The following is a 17,348-nucleotide window of genomic DNA, read 5'->3' on the forward strand; positions in this document are numbered from 1 at the left end:
CTATTAAAAGGGCCATTTAGCTACTCTTAAGAATTGAAGGTTCATAATAGAAAAAATTATAAGGATTTTTGATGGATAAAATCTACGATATTGCAATCATCGGAGCCGGTCCCGCTGGTATAGGAACTGCAATTGAGAGTTATATTTTTGGAATCAAGGATATTCTCCTCATAGAAAAAGCAGATAATCATAGTGCTACTATCCGTACTTTCTACAAAGATAATAAAAGAGTTGACAAAGACTGGATGGGTCAAAGTGTTGAATGTGAAGGACGAATCGTCTTCATGGATGGAACGAAAGAGACTACACTCGATCTTTTTGACAATCTTTTAGATAAGCATAAGATTGAGACAATGTTTAATACAGAAGTAGAAAAGGTAGAAAAAGATGGTGATATTTTTATCATTTATACAACCAACAATGATAAGTATTTAGCAAAAAATGTGGTGGTAGCAATTGGGAAAATGGGCAAACCCAATAAACCCTCCTACAAAATTCCACCATCAATCAAGCAGTTTGTTAATTTTAATCTCGATAAGTGCGGTAAAGGAGAGAAGATCTTGGTGGTAGGTGGAGGAAACTCAGCTGCAGAATATGCCTACTTCCTCGCTGACAGCAATAATGTAACACTCAACTACAGAAGAGACAAATTCACCCGTCTCAATCCAGAAAATCAAAAAATCGTAGATGAATATGCAAAAAGTGGCAAATTAAAGCTTAAACTCGGAGTAGATATCACTTCTTTGGAGAGTGAGCATGGTAAGCCAAAAGTTAATTTCACAGATGGATCGAACGAAATTTATGATAGGATCATCTATGCAATTGGTGGCACAACGCCTACAGAGTTTTTGAAAAAGTGTGGGATTGAGCTTGAAGGTGGCAAAAAAGTGGCTGTCGATGAAAATTATGAGACAAAAACACCTGGACTCTTTGCAGCAGGTGATATTGTCACTGAGACTGGAGGTAGTATAGCAATAGCGCTCAATCATGGATTTGCTATTGCAAAATGTATAAAAGAGAGGATAACAAATTAACTCTCTTTACTTGCCTCTTCCATTCGCTCTTTATCTATATCTCCATCGAGTTTTGTAAATTCTCTAGCGTTATACAAAGCTAGCTGCAAAGGATTTTCTCGCTTTTTGAATGTTTGCAATAATTCAATCATATGAGGATCAAAATTCCACTTCTCAAAAATCAAAGCTGAAATCTCAATAGTATCAAACCCTAATGCCACTTTCTCTTGTATATCTACTTCATTGAAAACCATTTGAGGATCTATATCGAGATTGATTTCATACTCTTTTACATAATTTGCAATGATAACTTTTGAAACATCAGCCAAAAATGCGGTATTTGATGCAAGGAGCTTCTCTCTTTTACTCTCTACATAGCTTGATGTAATCTCACTCTTTTGCTTTGCGCTTCTAATAAACTGTTGCTCATTGATTTTATAGGCAGATAGATCAATTGCGCCTAGATTATCCACAAAAGAGGCCAGAGCGAACTCTATAATTTTTTCTAACCCAAAAAGTACAATCGCTTGCCTGATATCTACTATCTCTCTACTAAAATCATAAAGGGGAGAGTTAACAATGCGTAAAATATCAGCTACGAGATTGGGATCTTGCATGATGATATCTTCGATATCTGTTGCATTATATGCATCAAGATAGTAGAGATCTTGAAGCTTTCGGACTACATTTGGCACAGGAGGAAGATGCTCGATCTGTTGCAAAATCTCTTCTATCATCTATGTCCTTTCAAGCAGATCTATAATACTTTGCTGAGGATCTTTGCCATGTAAAATTGCATAGACCTCATTGGCTATAGGAGTATATATATTTTCCTCTTTGGCAATTGAAAAGATAGCTTCAGAAGTATACACCCCCTCTGCTACTTCTCCTAATTCATCAAGAATTGTTTGCAGTTCTTTTCCCTGAGCAAGCCCCAATCCCACACGGTAGTTGCGTGAGAGCTTGCTGCTTGCAGTAAGGAATAAATCCCCCGCTCCACTCAGACCCAAAAATGTATCCTTTTTGGCTCCAAAATGGTGTGCAAAGCGCTCCATCTCCACAAGACCTCTAGCTAAAAGTGCAGCTCGTGCGTTGTTGCCTAGATTCAATCCATCACAGATCCCACTCGCTATTGCAATCACATTTTTATACGCTCCTGCAATCTCAGCTCCCACTATGTCATCATCCACATAGGCTTTCATAAAATCTGGAAAAGCTTTCGCGTATGTTTGAGCCAGCTTCTCATTGCAAGAATTCACCACTACTGCTGTAGGAAGACCCTTTTTGACTTCTGCTGCAAAAGATGGTCCAGAGAGAAATGCTAGATTGTGCTGTGGGAGATACTCCTCTAAAATCTCGTTAAGAAATTTCTTGGTCTTGATGTCGATCCCTTTACTAGCCAAGAGGACTTTATGCTCTTTGCTAAGAGGATGGGTAGCTAACCACTCCCTTATGACTTGCGCTGGCAAAACCAATACAAGATACTCGATTTTATTTATCTCGTCAAAAGATACAAAATGTGGAAGCTGATGTTTATGCCTTGAGGTGATATAGACTTCATTCTTTTGTGAGAGTGCGAAATAGAGTGCACTCCCCCACTGCCCTGCACCAATAATTCCTATCTTCATGCTTTTGCCCTCATGAGTTGTTCTAATTTTGCCACATCATCCCTTTTGCCAATGACAACGAGAATATCTCCAGCATCAATCTTATGATTGATCCCCCGTGTTACAAAGACAAATCTATTCCCAAGCTCTTTATCAACCATACCAATAACAATCACACCATATGTAGTTTGAAAATCGATATCTTTGAGATTTTTCCCATCAAAAATTGATCCTTGTGTAACTCTTATCTCTTTGAATATTATCGATCGATCTTTGAATAATATCTGATCCATAGCCTCTGCTACACCTGGTTTTTCTAAAACATAAAAGAGTCGATTGGCAGCTACAACCATTGTATCGATTACTTTATTGGCTCCAGCTAGTTTAAGTTTGCGCTCAGTCTCTTTCGATTCACATATAGCAATGACTTCGATTTGTCTAAAAATAGATTTGAGTGTAATTGTGAGGTAGATATTTTGCTCTTCATCATCAAAAGCACAAAAAACCTTCTCAATTCTATTGTCCATAATAATGTCAGTAAGTTGCGCATCATTATGTATATTTAAAACATAGAGATTTTCGAAACCATCATCTGATGCGTTTTTTAGAGCATTTTTATTCTCTTCGGCAACAATTATATTATACCCTTCTAAAGCGAGGTTTTTAGCAACCTGTTCTCCATATCTCCCGTAACCAAAGAGGAGTATATTACCGTTTTGCATTTTCCAAACTACTTTCTACCACACGAGATTTAAAATAGCTAATACTAATACTGTATCCCAAAATAATGAGCATATCACCAGCCTGGATGAGAAAATCTTGAGGCGGATTAAAAAAGAATTGATGCCTTTTATCGGAGACTTTTTCTTGCTCGTTGATTCTCACTACACCCAAAAGAATGAGTTTATACTTATCCAGTGCTAGATCTTCTACTTTGGCTCCATCAAGCATTGATCCACGTAGTACTTCTATCTGCTCACATAAAGCATTTTTACGTGCTATTAAAATATCATTCATCGCTTCGATTGCGATTGGCTGATCGATAATCTTACTTGCAAAAAGCCCAGCTGTCACATAGGGTGATACGAGATAGTTTGCACCAGCAAGGCTAAGTTTTTTTTGTGAGTTTTGGTCAATAGTTCTTGCTATTATAAAGACATTTTTACTAAATGAACGAATATTGAGGCATATGTAGATATTATGCATATCACTGTCTGTCAAAGCCATGACAGCTGCTACCTTATCAAAATCGATCTTTTTGAATGTTTCATGTTTGGTAGCATCTTTTTGGATTGCTAAATATCCCTCATTTCTAGCCTCTTCAACAGCATCGCTGTCATAATCGACTATAATAAAATCGATATTTTCTTGACTCAGCCTCCTTGCTACAAGTTTTGCCATATGGGTATATCCACACAGAATATAGAACTCTTCAAGTTTATGTATTTTGTGATAAACTCTATTCTCTTTGAGATCTTCTAGTCTTTCACTAAATGCCGAAACAATAATAGAGGTAGCAAATGAGATGAGTCCCACACCTATGAGAATGATTATGAGAGTTATTGTTCTCCCCTCATGGGTTACAGGAGATATATCCCCATATCCTACTGTTGAAATAGTTACTAATGCCCAATAAAACGAATCAAAAAGGGTTTTGATATTTGGATTGACATGCTCTTCAAAGACATAGATACTGATACCTGATACAAGCACTGTGAAAGTAACAAGGAGTAAAAGAGTAAAAAGTTCTGTCTTTTTAGACGCAAGCACCTCAAAAAAATGTGTGATATTACTTGAGTAACGCAAGAGTTTAAAAACGCGAAAAAGAACAAATATACGAAGGATTCTAATCTCTCTATAGCTAGGCAATATTGCCAAAAGATCGATTATTGCAAGTGGCGAGAAGATATACTCGAATTTTCTTTTTATGATCTCTTTGATGACCCTTTTGGTATCAAAAGGTCTTTCTAAAAAGACCGATTCTTCATATTCATTGATTATTATCTTATGCACATCATCATATACCCATAATCGCAAAAAATACTCAATGATAAAGACACCTGTAACAAAAAAGACATCATAGTAGTATAGAAGTGTATTAACGGGATGTTTTACCTCATCTATTATGATTATGACACTTGAAATTACCAAAAAAATCATAAAAAAATCGAAATATTTTTTATAAGGATACTCATCATTTTCCAAGAGGTTTTTAAAAAACCTCTTGATTTTTTGGTAGCGAATGGAGTTGTCTATTAAAAATGCAAGCTTAACAAGAAGGTCAGAAAACATTATGAAAGTTTTTTCCTCAATAGTTCATTGACAAGTTTAGGGTCTGCTTTTCCTTTACTCGCTTTCATAACCTGACCTACAAAAAATCCAAAGAGCTTCTCTTTGCCAGATTTGTACTCTGCAACTTTATCTTCATTGTTGCTCAAAATCTCATCTATTATTATCTCTATTGCTCCAATATCAGTGATCTGCTTAAGACCTAGTTTATCAATTGCCTCATCCACATCTACACTGTTTTCCATGAGAAAATCGAGCACATCTTTTGCAGCTTTTCCACTAATCGTTTTATCTTCGATACGTTGAACAAGTTTTGCAAGTTTTTGGCTATCTACAGGAGATTCTGTGATCTCTAGCCCTTTTTCATTGAGTCGTGCTGCAAGTTCAACCGTAAGCCACGTGACGGCATTTTTTGGCTCTATCCCAGTTGCAAGCATCTGCTCGAAATACTCAGCGCGTTCTTTTGATTCAGCCAAAAGCGCAGCATCGTATGGCTTGATTCCATATTCACTGATGAAGCGCTCTTTTTTCTCATCTGGAAGTTCTGGGATACTTTCTGTCTCTTTGTAAAACTCATCTGGAATAACAAGTGGCGGAAGATCTGGGTCTGGGAAGTAGCGATAGTCTGCACTCTCCTCTTTGCCGCGCATGCTGCGGGTTACACCTTTGTTGGTATCAAATAGGCGCGTCTCTTGCACCACCTCTTGATCATACACTCCATCTTCCCACGCCTCAATATGGCGCTCTATTTCATACTCTATCGCTCTTTGGATAAAACGAAAAGAGTTGAGATTTTTGATCTCAACTCTTGTATAGAGCTTCTCATCACCTTTTGGTCTGATTGATACATTGGCATCACAGCGAAATGAACCCTCTTGCATATTAGCATCACTAATATCGAGATAGCGCACAATTGCATGGAGTTTTTTAAGATATTGCACCGCCTCTTCACTACTGCGTATATCTGGCTCGCTCACAATTTCAAGGAGTGGCGTTCCGGCACGGTTGAGGTCTACTTTACTAATATTTCCTTCATGGATATTCTTCCCAGCATCCTCTTCAAGGTGCGCTCTTGTAATTCCGATCTTGCGTTTGCTTCCATCCTCTTTGTCAACATAGAGATACCCATTTTCGACTATTGGGATATCAAATTGACTGATCTGATACCCCTTAGGAAGATCTGGATAGAAGTAATTTTTTCGGTTGAATACTGAAGTTTTGTTGATAGTGGCATTGACTGCACGACCAAACATCATCGCCTTTTTGACAGCATCTTCATTTATCACAGGCAAAGCACCAGGTAACCCCAAACATGTTGGACATGTATTTTTGTTTTGTGTATCTGCAAAACTTGTTGGGCATGAGCAAAACATCTTTGTTTTCGTATTGAGCTGTACGTGTACTTCGAGTCCTATAACGACTTCAAACTCCATCAGAGTCCTTTAATTTTTTCTCTTATTTTATTGCAATATTGATAAAAAGGGGATTAATTAAAAGCTTACAGAGGTGAAACAAAGTAGCGAATGGAGGCAAAGCCGGCTGCTCTTGCAGCTTTGATTTTGTGAATGTGCCTTTTTGTCACTATTCCACCCAACGCAATTACTGGGATTTTGCTTTTGCATACAATTTTTCGCAAGCTCTTCACGCCCTTTGGTACACCTTTATTTGGCGTGGGAAATATAGGACTATAGGTGATCATATCTGCACCGGCTCTTTGGGCTCTTTTCATCTCCTCTTCATTGTGCGTACTAACAATTACAAAAAGCTTTGCCCTCTTTGCCTCTTTTATGTAATCTATTTTACTTGCAGGAAGATGCACGCCAAAATAGTGAAGACGCTTTGCAAGAGTTATATTGGAATTGAGAATTGTCTTTTGTATTTTGAGTTTTTTAGCTTGAGAGAGAAAAGCTTTTGCTTCTCTTTTGAGATTTTTGCTTTTCTTGTTGCGTAGACAGACTAAATCAGGGCGTTTTAATCGATGAGAAAGAGATAGAATTTTCTTGATTTGCCAGGGGGAAGTACCAAAGTAGCGAGGATCGCTAATGAGATAAGTAAGTAAACTAGCTCTTGAGGTTATGGTGTATCTCCTCCAGGAGTGCTGTTTGTCTACGCAGCTCTTTATATTCTTGTATCTGTAGATTTGCCATCTCTAGCAGCACTATGACAAAGAGCCAAAATGCAATATCTAAAACTGCTATACCTAGAGCATAGAGAATATGAACATGCAAAAGACTCGTAAAGAGTATAAAGGCACTGATTGCCATCAGTGCCCATAAAAGTCCAAGAAGAAAATTTATAACATTTTCTAAAAGATAGAGGCGCATCTCCTATAAAGACTCCTCATGGAGAAGAACTGCGCCAGCAAGATAGACATATGTCAAAATCATAAAAATGAAAGTCTGCAATAATGCGCTAAATGTCATAAGGGCAAAACCTGGAAGAGGAACAATCCATGGCGCTAACATCAACAGTACCCATACAAAGAGATCATCACCTTTAATGTTACCAAAAAGTCGGAATGAGAGTGAAATGATGCGAGAGATATGAGATACTATCTCGATAGGAAACATCAATGGTGCAAGCAACTTCACAGGACCAGCAAAATGTGCGATGTAGTGTACTAGACCATTTTTCCTGATACCTTCAAAGTTGTAGTAGATAAATACAATGATTGCAAGTGCAAGTGTGAAGTTGATATTCCCAGATGGTGGCTCAAAACCCGGGATTATCTCCATGATGTTTGAAAAAAAGATAAAAAGACCAAGTGTTGCTACAAGTGGAAGATACTTTTTCGCATAACTCTCACCTATAACATCTTTTCCCATGCCTATAACGCCTTGCAAATAGGCTTCCATAACATTTTGGCATCCTGCAGGGACAACTCTGAGATTGCGCACTGCAAGCTTACCTACAATGAGAGCCAAGAGTGCTGCAAGTAGCATATGCACAACGAATAAAAAGGTATGATTTTCGGATATGAGCCCGAAAAATGTGAAGATCCCTTCCATCAATTCTCCTCTTTTAATTTTTGCTAATTCTATCTAAACTTTGATTATATTAATTTTAATTGACCAAGTCTATAGAGTGCTATATCATATTTGACCGGATCATCTGCATCATATCTACGCAGGTTGTGTGTCACTTCAAGGGCTGCTTGCATATCATAACTTTTTCTCTTTAAAAGACCTAGTTTTTGTGTAGTACGAAAAGTGTGCGTATCGAGTGGCAAAATAAGATCGCTCTTTTTTACTCCCCTCCAAAGTCCCAGATCGATCCCATCATCTCGCACCATCCAGCGCAAAAACATGAGCCAACGCTTATAAGTGCCAAGTTTATGTGGATCTTTCCCTAGAGGTTTTCCTAGTAAAAAGTTATATCCATAAGAGCGATAGCTACTCAGAGCATAGAGCTCCTCTTGTATAGTACGCACTCCTTGTAAAATGTCGCCACTCTCTTTATAGCCACGCATGAAAGCCTCTTGCAAAGAATCTATGCGTGAGAGAGTGAAAAAGAGTTGATAGACATCCTCACTCTTTTGAAAGCGGTAGTAGAGATTTTTCACTCTTTTTGGCTTTTGCAGTAATCCAAAATCGATAGATTCCAAAAATTTAAGTATTTGCTTTGCATTGCCATAGCCAAAGAGTGCACACACAAGGGCAATCTTTTCATCTTTATATCTGCGAGCTACGATGATAGGGTCTGGCATATTGGCTCCAAGCATGGAAGTCGCATTGAAGGTATGATAGGCCTCTTCAAGGAGCCTATGAAGATCAGAACTGAAAGTGCTCTCCAAGGTAGTGCTTCCTCACAAGCTCATTGTTTGCTACCTCTTCACTCGTTCCACTTGCTAGTATCTCTCCATCTTTGAGTACGTATGCTCTATCACACACGCTGAGCGTTTCGCGAACATTGTGATCAGTTATGAGAATGCCAATATTTGCAGACTTGAGCTCTTTGATAATGTTTTGAATATCTGTTACTGCTATTGGATCAACACCAGCAAAAGGCTCATCAAGGAGCAAAAACTTAGGATGGATAATGAGCGAGCGTGCTATCTCACATCGTCTTCTCTCCCCACCACTCAAGGCTCTACCGAGTCTATGACGTATCGGCTCGATATTAAAAAGCTCGAGGAGATTATCTACCTCTTGCATCCGCTTTTCTGGATTTTTGATATTTGCTTCAGCTGCTATGAGGAGATTCTCTTCTACACTCAAATCCTTAAATACACTCGATTCTTGTGGTAGATAGCCGATACCAAGCTTTGCCTTTTTGTGCAGAGGCTCAAAAGTAATATCTTGATCATCAAGAAGCACTTTCCCTTTGGTTGGTTCAATCAGTCCACATATCATATAAAATGTTGTAGTCTTCCCTGCACCATTGGGTCCTAGAAGCCCTACTACTTCACCACTTTGCAGTTCGAGATTGACGCCTTTGACAATGGGTTTGTCCTTAATAGATTTGTACAGATCTTGTGCTATAAGTTTGTGCATGTATACTCTCTTTTTCCATTGAGTGGTTTGATTTTTACACTCAAATAATCAAATCCTATAGCATTGAGAAAGTTTTTGAGTTCGTCACTTGGCCACTCTATGAAATGGTATCCCTCTTTTACTAGCTCTTCAAAGAGCCCCAGCTCCATAAATTTCTCAAATCCGGCATTATAGAGATCATAGTGATAAATACTACCTGGATATACCTGCTGGATCGAAAAAGTAGGTGATGTGACCTCATCACTCTTTGCAAAGGCTCTTACAAGTGTCGTTTTGCCACTCCCAAGATCTCCTTCAAGCAAAATTATATGCTTCCCACTTTTTTTGATACAATCAACTACACTCTCTAAATTCGCTAGATCAGCAACTACCTTCATGCGAGCTCTTGACTTACTTTGATAATTTGATCAAGTTTATCGCCCGCTTTACCGCTATCTATTGCACTCGCAGCCATGGCAATACCCTCTTTGATTGAAGCAGCTTTCCCATCAGCATAGAGTGCTGCCCCAGCATTGAGGAGCACCATATCACGCTTTGCTCCATGGAGTTTGCCCTCAATAATGTCGCATGTTATCTTTGCATTGTGGGTGGCATCTGCACCTTTAATCTCTTCAAAAGATGCTCTTGTAAGTCCAAAATCCTCCGGAACTATCTCAAAGTAGCGAATATCTTTGTTGATAATTTCTGCTATATAGGTTTTACCGCTGATACTTATCTCATCCATACCCTCTTCGCTTGCCACCACCAAAGCTCGCTTCGCACCAAGCTCCACAAGTGCTTGTGCCATTTTTGGAACATACTCTTTATCAAATACCCCCAAAAGATACTTCTTTGCCCCTGCAGGGTTGGTCAAAGGTCCTAAAATATTAAAAATGGTTCTGTGGGGAATGGATCTTCGAATTGGCATGATATGTTTCATTACTGGATGGTGATTTTTTGCAAATATAAAGCAAAAACCTGTGCGCTTAAGCATTTCCACCTGCTTATTGACATCAAGATCAAGATTGATTCCAAGCGCTTCAAGCATATCTGCACTGCCACTTTTACTGGTGATGCTTCTATTGCCATGTTTGGCAACATAACTGCCAAGTGACGGCAACAGCAAAGCCACAGTGCTTGAAACATTGAAACTGCCACTCTTATCGCCACCTGTCCCAACTACATCGATAAGCTTTTCTTGCAAAGTTTTAGGAATCGGAAGTTTGATCGAGTGCTCTCGCATAATTTTTGCAGCCTCTGCAATATCTTCGGCACTCTCACCTTTTTTATAGAGTTCAATTAAAAATGCTCTTGCTTCTTGCTCACTGAGTTCATTGTTAAACAGTTTTTCAAACATTAAAGCTCCTCTACATATTCATGCATTCTTGCTTTTGGAACATTTTTTGTGGTAGGAATCGCTAAAACTTTGTAGCTTTTATCTCCTTTAAGATACTTAATGGTAATGATATCTCCTATTTTGACATCTTTGCTCGCTTTTGCCACCAGGCCATTGAGCAAAACAACCTCATTTTTGATCATATCCTGTGCAACGCTTCTTCTTTTTACTATATTGACTGCATTCATAAACTTATCGATTCGCACCCTTCAAACTCCAATAATGCTTTTTTGATTTCAATGCCACCATTATAGCCACCCATACCTTGTTTTGAAATAACTCTATGACAAGGCACGATAATGGCAAAAGGATTATGCTTCATAATCTGACCTACAGCCTGGGAAGCTTTTGCATTTCCACTTCGTCTTGCCACTTCTTGATATGTCAAACAAGAACCAAATGGAATATCTTGTACGACTTCTCTCACTCTTTGTGAAAAATCGCGTTTTGCTTCTGCCAGTGGCACAGGAAAGGGAACTATTTTTTTCGAAAAATAGTTCCTAAGCCACTCTTTCGATTCCAGAATAAATTCATTCATCTTTTCTTCACTTTGCTCCTGCACAAAATGAATCTGCATAAGATTTTGATCATTCGCTACAATTTCAATGATACCTATTGGTGAAACATAATAACCTTTATACAATTCCATATTTTTTAATGAATGCTTCATCTATATCCAAAATCCCTCTTTCTCTTAAACTCTTAATAACCTCTTTGTCACACACAACATCAGGAGGCCATTCTCTGTCAAACGTATCGATCTTAGGATCTTTATTTGTCCCATCAACCATGATAAACGGTTCCAAAACCACATCTCTTTGTGCGTCGATATTATTCACAACTCGCCACACAAGCATATAAGGGTTATCAAGATCATCACAATCATTTACAACAATCAATACTTTACAATGCTTTTGCAAAGCACCAAATTTTTCAAAAAGAGTTTGAAGACTTTTTTCTTTTTTATACGCCGCAACGACAAGAGGATTTTTGGTATTTGTCATATACTGTTTTACATCCAAGAAGTTGCCATCAATGCTTTGCAATTTCTCAAGAAGTTCTTCATCGCTTAAAAGCTCTTCCACTCCCTCTTTTACCTCTTCACCAGTTGCATCAATCCCAAGTTTTCCACCCTCAAACTGTCTTGGGCTGGAGTGATCAAGATGATCCACTACCCCTTCACTGATTAAAATATTTTTTGGTGAAAGACGATTGCAGATATGGTGGGTAACTGCTTCATAGTCTGTCAAATCTGGAGCATCTTTATCCATAAAAATTGCGTGTTTTACAAAACTCATCTGCCCCACTCCCCAAAAAGCGTGCATAAACTGCTTCGCATGGGCTGGATAACGTACATCCATTTTTGCTAAGATGAGATTGTGAAATACCCCATTTTCTGGCATATGATAATCTATTAAGTCGCTAGCAGTGGTTTTGAGAAGCGGTAGAAAAATCCGCTCTGTTCCCCATCCCATATATTTATCTTCCAAAGGCGGTTTTCCAACGACGGTTGCAGTAAAGACTGGATTTTTCTTGGCTGTAATTTTTGTTACTTCCATAACCGGAAATGGTTCAGGCAATGTATAGTAACCTGTATGGTCTCCAAAGGGGCCTTCAATCTCAAAATTATTTGGATCTACATATCCTTCAATTACGAAATCTACATCTTTTGGAATCCATATATCATTTGTTAAAGATTTTATAAGCTCAGGATTTTGATTGCGAATGAAACCATAAAGTAATAGTTCAAAAACCTTTGGAGGCATCGGTGCTTGTCCACACCATATATAGAGAGGATCTCCACCAATTGCTATAGTCACTGGCATCTTCTTACCAGCCTTTTTATACTCATGGAAAAAATGTGCACCATCTTTATGAATTTGCCAATGCATTCCAAGGCGCATGTCATCATAGACTTGCAGTCGATACATCCCTACATTTTGCACATTTGAGTGCAAATCTTTGGTATAAACTTGGCCAGTAGTTATAAATTTTCCACCATCTTCAGGCCATGTTTTTAAAATCGGTAGTTCATGGAGTGAATCGATTTCAATTTCTTGGCAATCCCCCTTTTGATCAAGCCTTTTTGGAAAAACATTTTTCATTCTAAAAAGAGTTGAGAGAAGATCCAGTTTTTCTTTCCATGTTGAGGGAGGTTTAAGGTGTAAAAGCTCTTCTATCTCTTTGGCAATTTTATCAGGGTGCTTTCCAAGAATTTTTGTAGTAAGCTCAAAATTAGCAAAAATATTCATCAATACCGGAAAATCATATTTTTTGTCCAGTTTTCGATCTACAGGATTTGTAAAAAGAATCGGTCTTGAATCTTCTTTTTTCACTTCTATATAGGCGATATGAGGAATTTCGAGATTGACATCGAGTTCATCTTCAATAATTTTGAGATTGCTATGCTGCTTGAGAAAATCGATTACATCCATAAAAGCGGCCTTTTTTGCAAAAAATTTTAACATAATTTAAATAGGATATATTTTGTCTTATTTTAAATAGGCTAAATAAGACTTTTTTTATCTTATTTGTGATACATTAGCAATAAGTAAAAGCCAAAAGGACGCAACCATGGGAATGGAAAAAGTAGATAAAATTATCAACTCCGATTATGATATCGGATTTGAGGTGGATGTAGAAGAGGAGAAAGCTCCTCCGGGGCTCAATGAAGATACAATACGCTTCATCTCGGCAAAGAAGAATGAGCCTGAGTGGATGCTCGAACTTCGCCTCAAGGCATTCCATGCATGGCAAAAAATGGAAGAGCCTCGCTGGGCAAAAGTAACATATCCACCGATTGACTATCAGGCTATTAGCTACTGGGCTGCACCCAAAAAAGCCCTTGAGAGTCTGGATGAAGTAGATCCAGAGATTCTTAAAGCATATGAAAAACTTGGTATTCCACTCGAAGAGCAAAAAGCCCTTGCAGGTGTTGCAGTTGATGCAGTTTTTGATTCAGTCTCGGTCAAAACTACATTCGTAGAGGAGCTCAATAAGCTTGGTATTATCTTTTGCTCAATATCAGAAGCGATTCGCGACTATCCAGATTTGGTCAAAAAATATATGTTTAGCGTTGTTCCTATGACAGACAACTTCTTTGCAGCACTCAACTCTGCTGTATTTAGTGATGGAACTTTTGTCTATATCCCTAAAGGCGTCAAGTGTCCTATGGAGCTTAGCACATATTTTCGTATCAACGCACAAAATACAGGGCAGTTTGAGAGAACACTCATCATTGCTGATGAGGGAAGTTATGTAAGTTACAATGAGGGGTGCTCTGCACCAAGTCGTGATGAAAACCAGCTCCACGCTGCAGTAGTTGAACTAATAGCCCATAAAGATGCCCATATCAATTACTCCACTATCCAAAACTGGTATCCAGGGGACGCTGAAGGAAAAGGTGGCATCTACAATTTCGTTACTAAAAGAGGTCTATGTGAAGGCGAAAACTCCAAAATTACATGGACACAGGTAGAAACCGGCTCAGTCATAACGTGGAAATATCCCAGTTGTATCCTCAAAGGAGACAACTCAGTAGGAGAGTTTTATTCGGTTGCTATTACACGCCTTGCGCAGCAAGCAGATACCGGAACAAAAATGATCCACCTTGGTAAAAATACAAAGAGTGTCATTATCTCAAAAGGTATCAGCGCACAAAAGGGACAAAATAGCTATAGAGGGCTTGTAAAAGTTGCTGAAAAGGCAAAAGGAGCCAAAAACTATAGTGAGTGTGACTCACTCCTCATCGGAGATAACTGTGGAGCACACACATTCCCATACCTTGAGAGCAAGTGCGAATCAGCTCAAATAGAGCATGAAGCAACAACAAGTAAAATTAGCGAAGAGCAACTTTTTTATCTTCGCCAAAGAGGGATTAGTGAAGAAGATGCTGTCAGTATGATAGTTCATGGATTTTGTAAAGATGTACTCAGCAAACTTCCTATGGAGTTTGCAGTAGAAGCAAAAGCATTATTAGATTTAACATTGGAAGGAAGTGTAGGATGAGTAAAATGATGGAAATAAAAAATCTCCATGCAAAAATTGGTGAAAAAGAGATTCTCAAAGGTATTAATCTCGATCTTTTTAAAGGAAAAGTTCATGCAATTATGGGACCGAACGGTGCAGGTAAATCAACGCTCTCAAAGACTATAGTAGGTCACCCAGATGTTGAAGTTACAAAGGGTGAAATTATCTATAAAGGTAAAAATATAGTAGATATGGAGCCTGAAGAGAGAGCATTGGAAGGGATCTTCATGAGTTTTCAGCATCCTGTAGAGATTCCAGGTGTAAACAATGCATACTTTTTGCGTACAGCTCTCAATGCAAAGAGAAAGCACCTTGGGCTCAAACCTCTCAATGCGGCTGAGTTTTTAAAACTTTTAAAAGCAAAAATCAAAGAGCTCGGTATGCGAGAAGAGATGATCCACAGAAGTCTCAATGAGGGTTTTAGTGGCGGTGAGAAGAAGCTCAACGAGATATTGCAGATGGAGATTTTAGAGCCGGAGTTTGTTATCCTTGATGAGATCGACTCTGGTCTTGATATAGATGCACTTAAAAAAGTGAGTGAAGCGATCAATAAGATGCGCTCACCTGATCGTACATTTATGATCATTACGCATTATCGTAAAATTCTAGACTATATAGAGCCAGATTTTGTTCATGTTCTTAAAAATGGAAAAGTCCTTAAAACTGGTGGTATCGAAATCGTCGACGCTCTTGAAAAAGAGGGATACAAAATATTTGGGGAAGAGTGATGAAAGTATTAGATATCAATCTCGAACAGTTTAGCGAGAAAAAAGCACTCATTCAAAAACTTAAATCCATGGGGCTTCCTACACCAAAGACTGAGCACTACCGCTACTTCGGTATTCGCCCTCTATTAGAAAAAGATTACACACGCTACACACCAAAACCTTTACGTGCTGAAGAAGGTGATGTAGTGGAAATCGTCGATGGAGTTTTGACAAAAGCTCCTAAAGATATCTATGTACATATACAAAAAAATATCAAAGTAGATGACAGTCACTACGATCAGGTCTACTACATCTCACACCTTTTGAGTGAACATGTAATTAACATTGAGATCGAGAGTGACACAGATCTCAAAATCGTACAAAAATTTACTAAAGATGGCTGTTTTGTACCATATCGCGTCAAACTCACAATCGCACCAAATACACAAGTCAATATCGAAGAGGAGATCGTAGCAATTGCACAAGATGCCCTCTACTTCTACGGTTATGATATTGAGATAGCACAGGATGCAAGAGTCAAGTTAGTGCAAAAGCGTAATACTAACATTGAGAACTTTAGCACTATTGGCTCACACAGTATTATCTGCCAAAGAAATGCTGCGTTCGATCTTTTTACATTTGATTTTGGTAATGCGAAGACGCTCCATAACTACCATGTAGTTCTTGAAGAGCATGCATCAACTGATCAAAACCATGTGATATTTGCTCGCCAACAGGCAAAACTTGGCAATACTTTCCACATAGAAAATCGTGGGAAAGAGAGCAAGACGACACAGCTATCACGCAACATTCTCAAAGACCATGCAAGAGGAATTTTTGATGGTCTTTTGATAGTTAAAAATCCGGCAAAGTATAGCTCTATCTATCAAGATTCAAAAACTATTTTGCTCAATGATGGCGCTTATATGGTGAGCAAACCGCAAATGGAGATCTATACAGAATATATTCTCGAAGCAACTCATGGATCTACCACAGGGCATCTCGATGAAGAGGCTCTGTTTTACCTGCGACAACGTGGTATAGAAAAATCTCTTGCCAAAGAGATGCTCGTGCTTAGTTTCCTCAATGAAGTATTTGAGAAATTGGGCAGCGAGGAGATAAAAGAGGAGTTTGTCAAACTCTATGAGGAGGCTCAATGAGCGATAAAAAAGAGCTCTACAACATTCCGCTTGAAGAACGAGATATCGAAGTAGACAATGATGGAATCAAAGATATCGAAGATCATAACAAAAAATATGGTACTCCTGAAGAGATTAAACAAGAGATCATCAAATATCTCAAAACGATCTACGACCCTGAGATACCTGTGAATATCTATGATCTTGGGCTCATTTATGATCTCAAGCTCATACGCCGTGAGGATGGGTATAAAGCCATTATCACAATGACCCTTACAAGCGTAGTCTGTCCTGTTGGAGAAAGCATTGTCGATATGGTCAAAAATATTGCCAACAAAATCGATGGTCTAGCAGAGGTTGAAGTGGATCTTGTTTTTGATCCACCATGGGATAAGAGCAAAATGAGCGATGAAGCAAAACTTGTTCTTGGCATGATGTAGCTTCATGCTACTCTTGCCAGAGTTATCTATTGCACTCCACTTCTATAGTATAGCCCTTATCTGTTTTTGTCTGGTGCTTGATTTTATATCCTCTAAAACCGCAGTGATATGAAGCCTTTTCGGTACACATATCAAAATTTTTCCCACAAGTAATCGTTTTGTATGTAGGCTTTGTAGGGAAAATATTTGGATTGAGGCGCCCCAAACAACCACTCAAGAGAAAAACCGCACCAATGAAGAGTATCCACTTTACCAT

21 protein-coding genes are annotated in these 17,348 nt (G+C 38.5%); 5 read left to right on the forward strand and 16 right to left on the reverse strand.

All coding sequences use genetic code 11. The features are described 5' to 3' along the window. The first annotated feature begins 71 nt into the window (after positions 1-71). Positions 72-1,034: an NAD(P)-binding domain-containing protein gene (locus tag JG734_RS05565; protein ID WP_201332316.1), complete on the forward strand. Its 963-nt coding sequence runs from the start codon at positions 72-74 to the stop codon at positions 1,032-1,034. On the opposite strand, the gene JG734_RS05570 is transcribed toward JG734_RS05565, so the two are convergent. The 15 genes from JG734_RS05570 to JG734_RS05640 form a co-directional block, all read right to left on the reverse strand. After that, complete coding sequence (locus JG734_RS05570) at positions 1,031-1,750, reverse strand: HDOD domain-containing protein (protein WP_201332317.1); 720 nt, start codon at positions 1,748-1,750, stop codon at positions 1,031-1,033. The genes JG734_RS05565 and JG734_RS05570 overlap by 4 nt on opposite strands. Continuing rightward, positions 1,751-2,641, reverse strand: a complete 891-nt coding sequence (locus JG734_RS05575; RefSeq protein WP_201332318.1) for an NAD(P)H-dependent glycerol-3-phosphate dehydrogenase — start codon at positions 2,639-2,641, stop codon at positions 1,751-1,753. It abuts the gene before it with no gap. Next, positions 2,638-3,342 carry a TrkA family potassium uptake protein gene (locus tag JG734_RS05580; protein ID WP_201332319.1) on the reverse strand — a complete coding sequence of 235 codons (705 nt, stop codon included), beginning with the start codon at positions 3,340-3,342 and terminating at the stop codon, positions 2,638-2,640. Before JG734_RS05580 ends, JG734_RS05575 begins: the two co-directional genes overlap by 4 nt. Next, positions 3,329-4,912 carry a potassium channel protein gene (locus JG734_RS05585; protein ID WP_201332320.1) on the reverse strand — a complete coding sequence of 528 codons (1,584 nt, stop codon included), beginning with the start codon at positions 4,910-4,912 and terminating at the stop codon, positions 3,329-3,331. The genes JG734_RS05580 and JG734_RS05585 overlap by 14 nt, the downstream gene beginning before the upstream one ends. Then, positions 4,912-6,342: an Asp-tRNA(Asn)/Glu-tRNA(Gln) amidotransferase subunit GatB gene (gatB, locus tag JG734_RS05590; RefSeq protein ID WP_201332321.1), complete on the reverse strand. Its 1,431-nt coding sequence runs from the start codon at positions 6,340-6,342 to the stop codon at positions 4,912-4,914. Before gatB ends, JG734_RS05585 begins: the two co-directional genes overlap by 1 nt. A gap of 65 nt (positions 6,343-6,407) precedes the next feature. Then, the gene (locus JG734_RS05595) at positions 6,408-7,049 is read right to left on the reverse strand and encodes a thiamine phosphate synthase (RefSeq protein ID WP_201333921.1); all 642 of its coding nucleotides are present in this window, start codon (positions 7,047-7,049) and stop codon (positions 6,408-6,410) included. Continuing rightward, positions 6,970-7,233 (reverse strand): hypothetical protein, encoded by a 264-nt coding sequence (locus tag JG734_RS05600; RefSeq protein WP_201332322.1) that lies wholly within the window; start codon positions 7,231-7,233, stop codon positions 6,970-6,972. Before JG734_RS05600 ends, JG734_RS05595 begins: the two co-directional genes overlap by 80 nt. 3 nt (positions 7,234-7,236) lie before the next feature. After that, the gene (locus tag JG734_RS05605) at positions 7,237-7,917 is read right to left on the reverse strand and encodes a F0F1 ATP synthase subunit A (protein WP_201332323.1); all 681 of its coding nucleotides are present in this window, start codon (positions 7,915-7,917) and stop codon (positions 7,237-7,239) included. A 44-nt stretch (positions 7,918-7,961) separates the two neighbouring features. Beyond that, complete coding sequence (locus JG734_RS05610) at positions 7,962-8,702, reverse strand: TIGR02757 family protein (protein WP_236586802.1); 741 nt, start codon at positions 8,700-8,702, stop codon at positions 7,962-7,964. Further along, positions 8,680-9,402: an LPS export ABC transporter ATP-binding protein gene (lptB, locus tag JG734_RS05615; protein WP_201332324.1), complete on the reverse strand. Its 723-nt coding sequence runs from the start codon at positions 9,400-9,402 to the stop codon at positions 8,680-8,682. Before lptB ends, JG734_RS05610 begins: the two co-directional genes overlap by 23 nt. Beyond that, positions 9,387-9,779, reverse strand: a complete 393-nt coding sequence (gene tsaE / locus JG734_RS05620) for a tRNA (adenosine(37)-N6)-threonylcarbamoyltransferase complex ATPase subunit type 1 TsaE (RefSeq protein ID WP_201332325.1) — start codon at positions 9,777-9,779, stop codon at positions 9,387-9,389. Before tsaE ends, lptB begins: the two co-directional genes overlap by 16 nt. Beyond that, a complete protein-coding gene (trpD, locus tag JG734_RS05625; RefSeq protein WP_201332326.1) occupies positions 9,776-10,738 on the reverse strand; it encodes an anthranilate phosphoribosyltransferase in 963 nt (320 codons plus the stop codon). The genes tsaE and trpD overlap by 4 nt, the downstream gene beginning before the upstream one ends. Continuing rightward, positions 10,738-10,983, reverse strand: a complete 246-nt coding sequence (locus tag JG734_RS05630; RefSeq protein ID WP_201332327.1) for an RNA-binding S4 domain-containing protein — start codon at positions 10,981-10,983, stop codon at positions 10,738-10,740. Before JG734_RS05630 ends, trpD begins: the two co-directional genes overlap by 1 nt. Beyond that, on the reverse strand, positions 10,962-11,447 hold the full coding sequence (locus tag JG734_RS05635; protein ID WP_201332328.1) for a methylated-DNA--[protein]-cysteine S-methyltransferase: 486 nt from the start codon (positions 11,445-11,447) through the stop codon (positions 10,962-10,964). The genes JG734_RS05630 and JG734_RS05635 overlap by 22 nt, the downstream gene beginning before the upstream one ends. Next, positions 11,413-13,212 carry a menaquinone biosynthesis decarboxylase gene (locus JG734_RS05640; RefSeq protein WP_201332329.1) on the reverse strand — a complete coding sequence of 600 codons (1,800 nt, stop codon included), beginning with the start codon at positions 13,210-13,212 and terminating at the stop codon, positions 11,413-11,415. Before JG734_RS05640 ends, JG734_RS05635 begins: the two co-directional genes overlap by 35 nt. Positions 13,213-13,351: 139 nt before the next feature. On the opposite strand from JG734_RS05640, the gene sufB reads away from it, so the two are divergent. Genes sufB through JG734_RS05660 form a run of 4 tightly spaced genes read left to right on the forward strand, consistent with a single transcriptional unit; the run spans position 13,352 to position 17,092 of the window. Continuing rightward, on the forward strand, positions 13,352-14,785 hold the full coding sequence (gene sufB, locus JG734_RS05645) for a Fe-S cluster assembly protein SufB (RefSeq protein ID WP_201332330.1): 1,434 nt from the start codon (positions 13,352-13,354) through the stop codon (positions 14,783-14,785). A 5-nt stretch (positions 14,786-14,790) separates the two neighbouring features. Further along, positions 14,791-15,534 (forward strand): Fe-S cluster assembly ATPase SufC, encoded by a 744-nt coding sequence (sufC, locus tag JG734_RS05650; protein ID WP_370583633.1) that lies wholly within the window; start codon positions 14,791-14,793, stop codon positions 15,532-15,534. Then, positions 15,534-16,673, forward strand: coding sequence for a SufD family Fe-S cluster assembly protein (locus tag JG734_RS05655; protein WP_201332332.1), 1,140 nt, complete (start codon positions 15,534-15,536; stop codon positions 16,671-16,673). The genes sufC and JG734_RS05655 overlap by 1 nt, the downstream gene beginning before the upstream one ends. Beyond that, positions 16,670-17,092 carry an iron-sulfur cluster assembly protein gene (locus JG734_RS05660; RefSeq protein ID WP_236586804.1) on the forward strand — a complete coding sequence of 141 codons (423 nt, stop codon included), beginning with the start codon at positions 16,670-16,672 and terminating at the stop codon, positions 17,090-17,092. The genes JG734_RS05655 and JG734_RS05660 overlap by 4 nt, the downstream gene beginning before the upstream one ends. 22 nt (positions 17,093-17,114) lie before the next feature. On the opposite strand, the gene JG734_RS05665 is transcribed toward JG734_RS05660, so the two are convergent. Next, entirely contained in the window at positions 17,115-17,348 is a 234-nt protein-coding gene (locus tag JG734_RS05665) for a hypothetical protein (RefSeq protein WP_201332333.1), read from the reverse strand.

Origin of the sequence: Nitratiruptor sp. YY09-18 (assembly GCF_016593235.1) — a bacterium.
Lineage (GTDB): Bacteria > Campylobacterota > Campylobacteria > Campylobacterales > Nitratiruptoraceae > Nitratiruptor.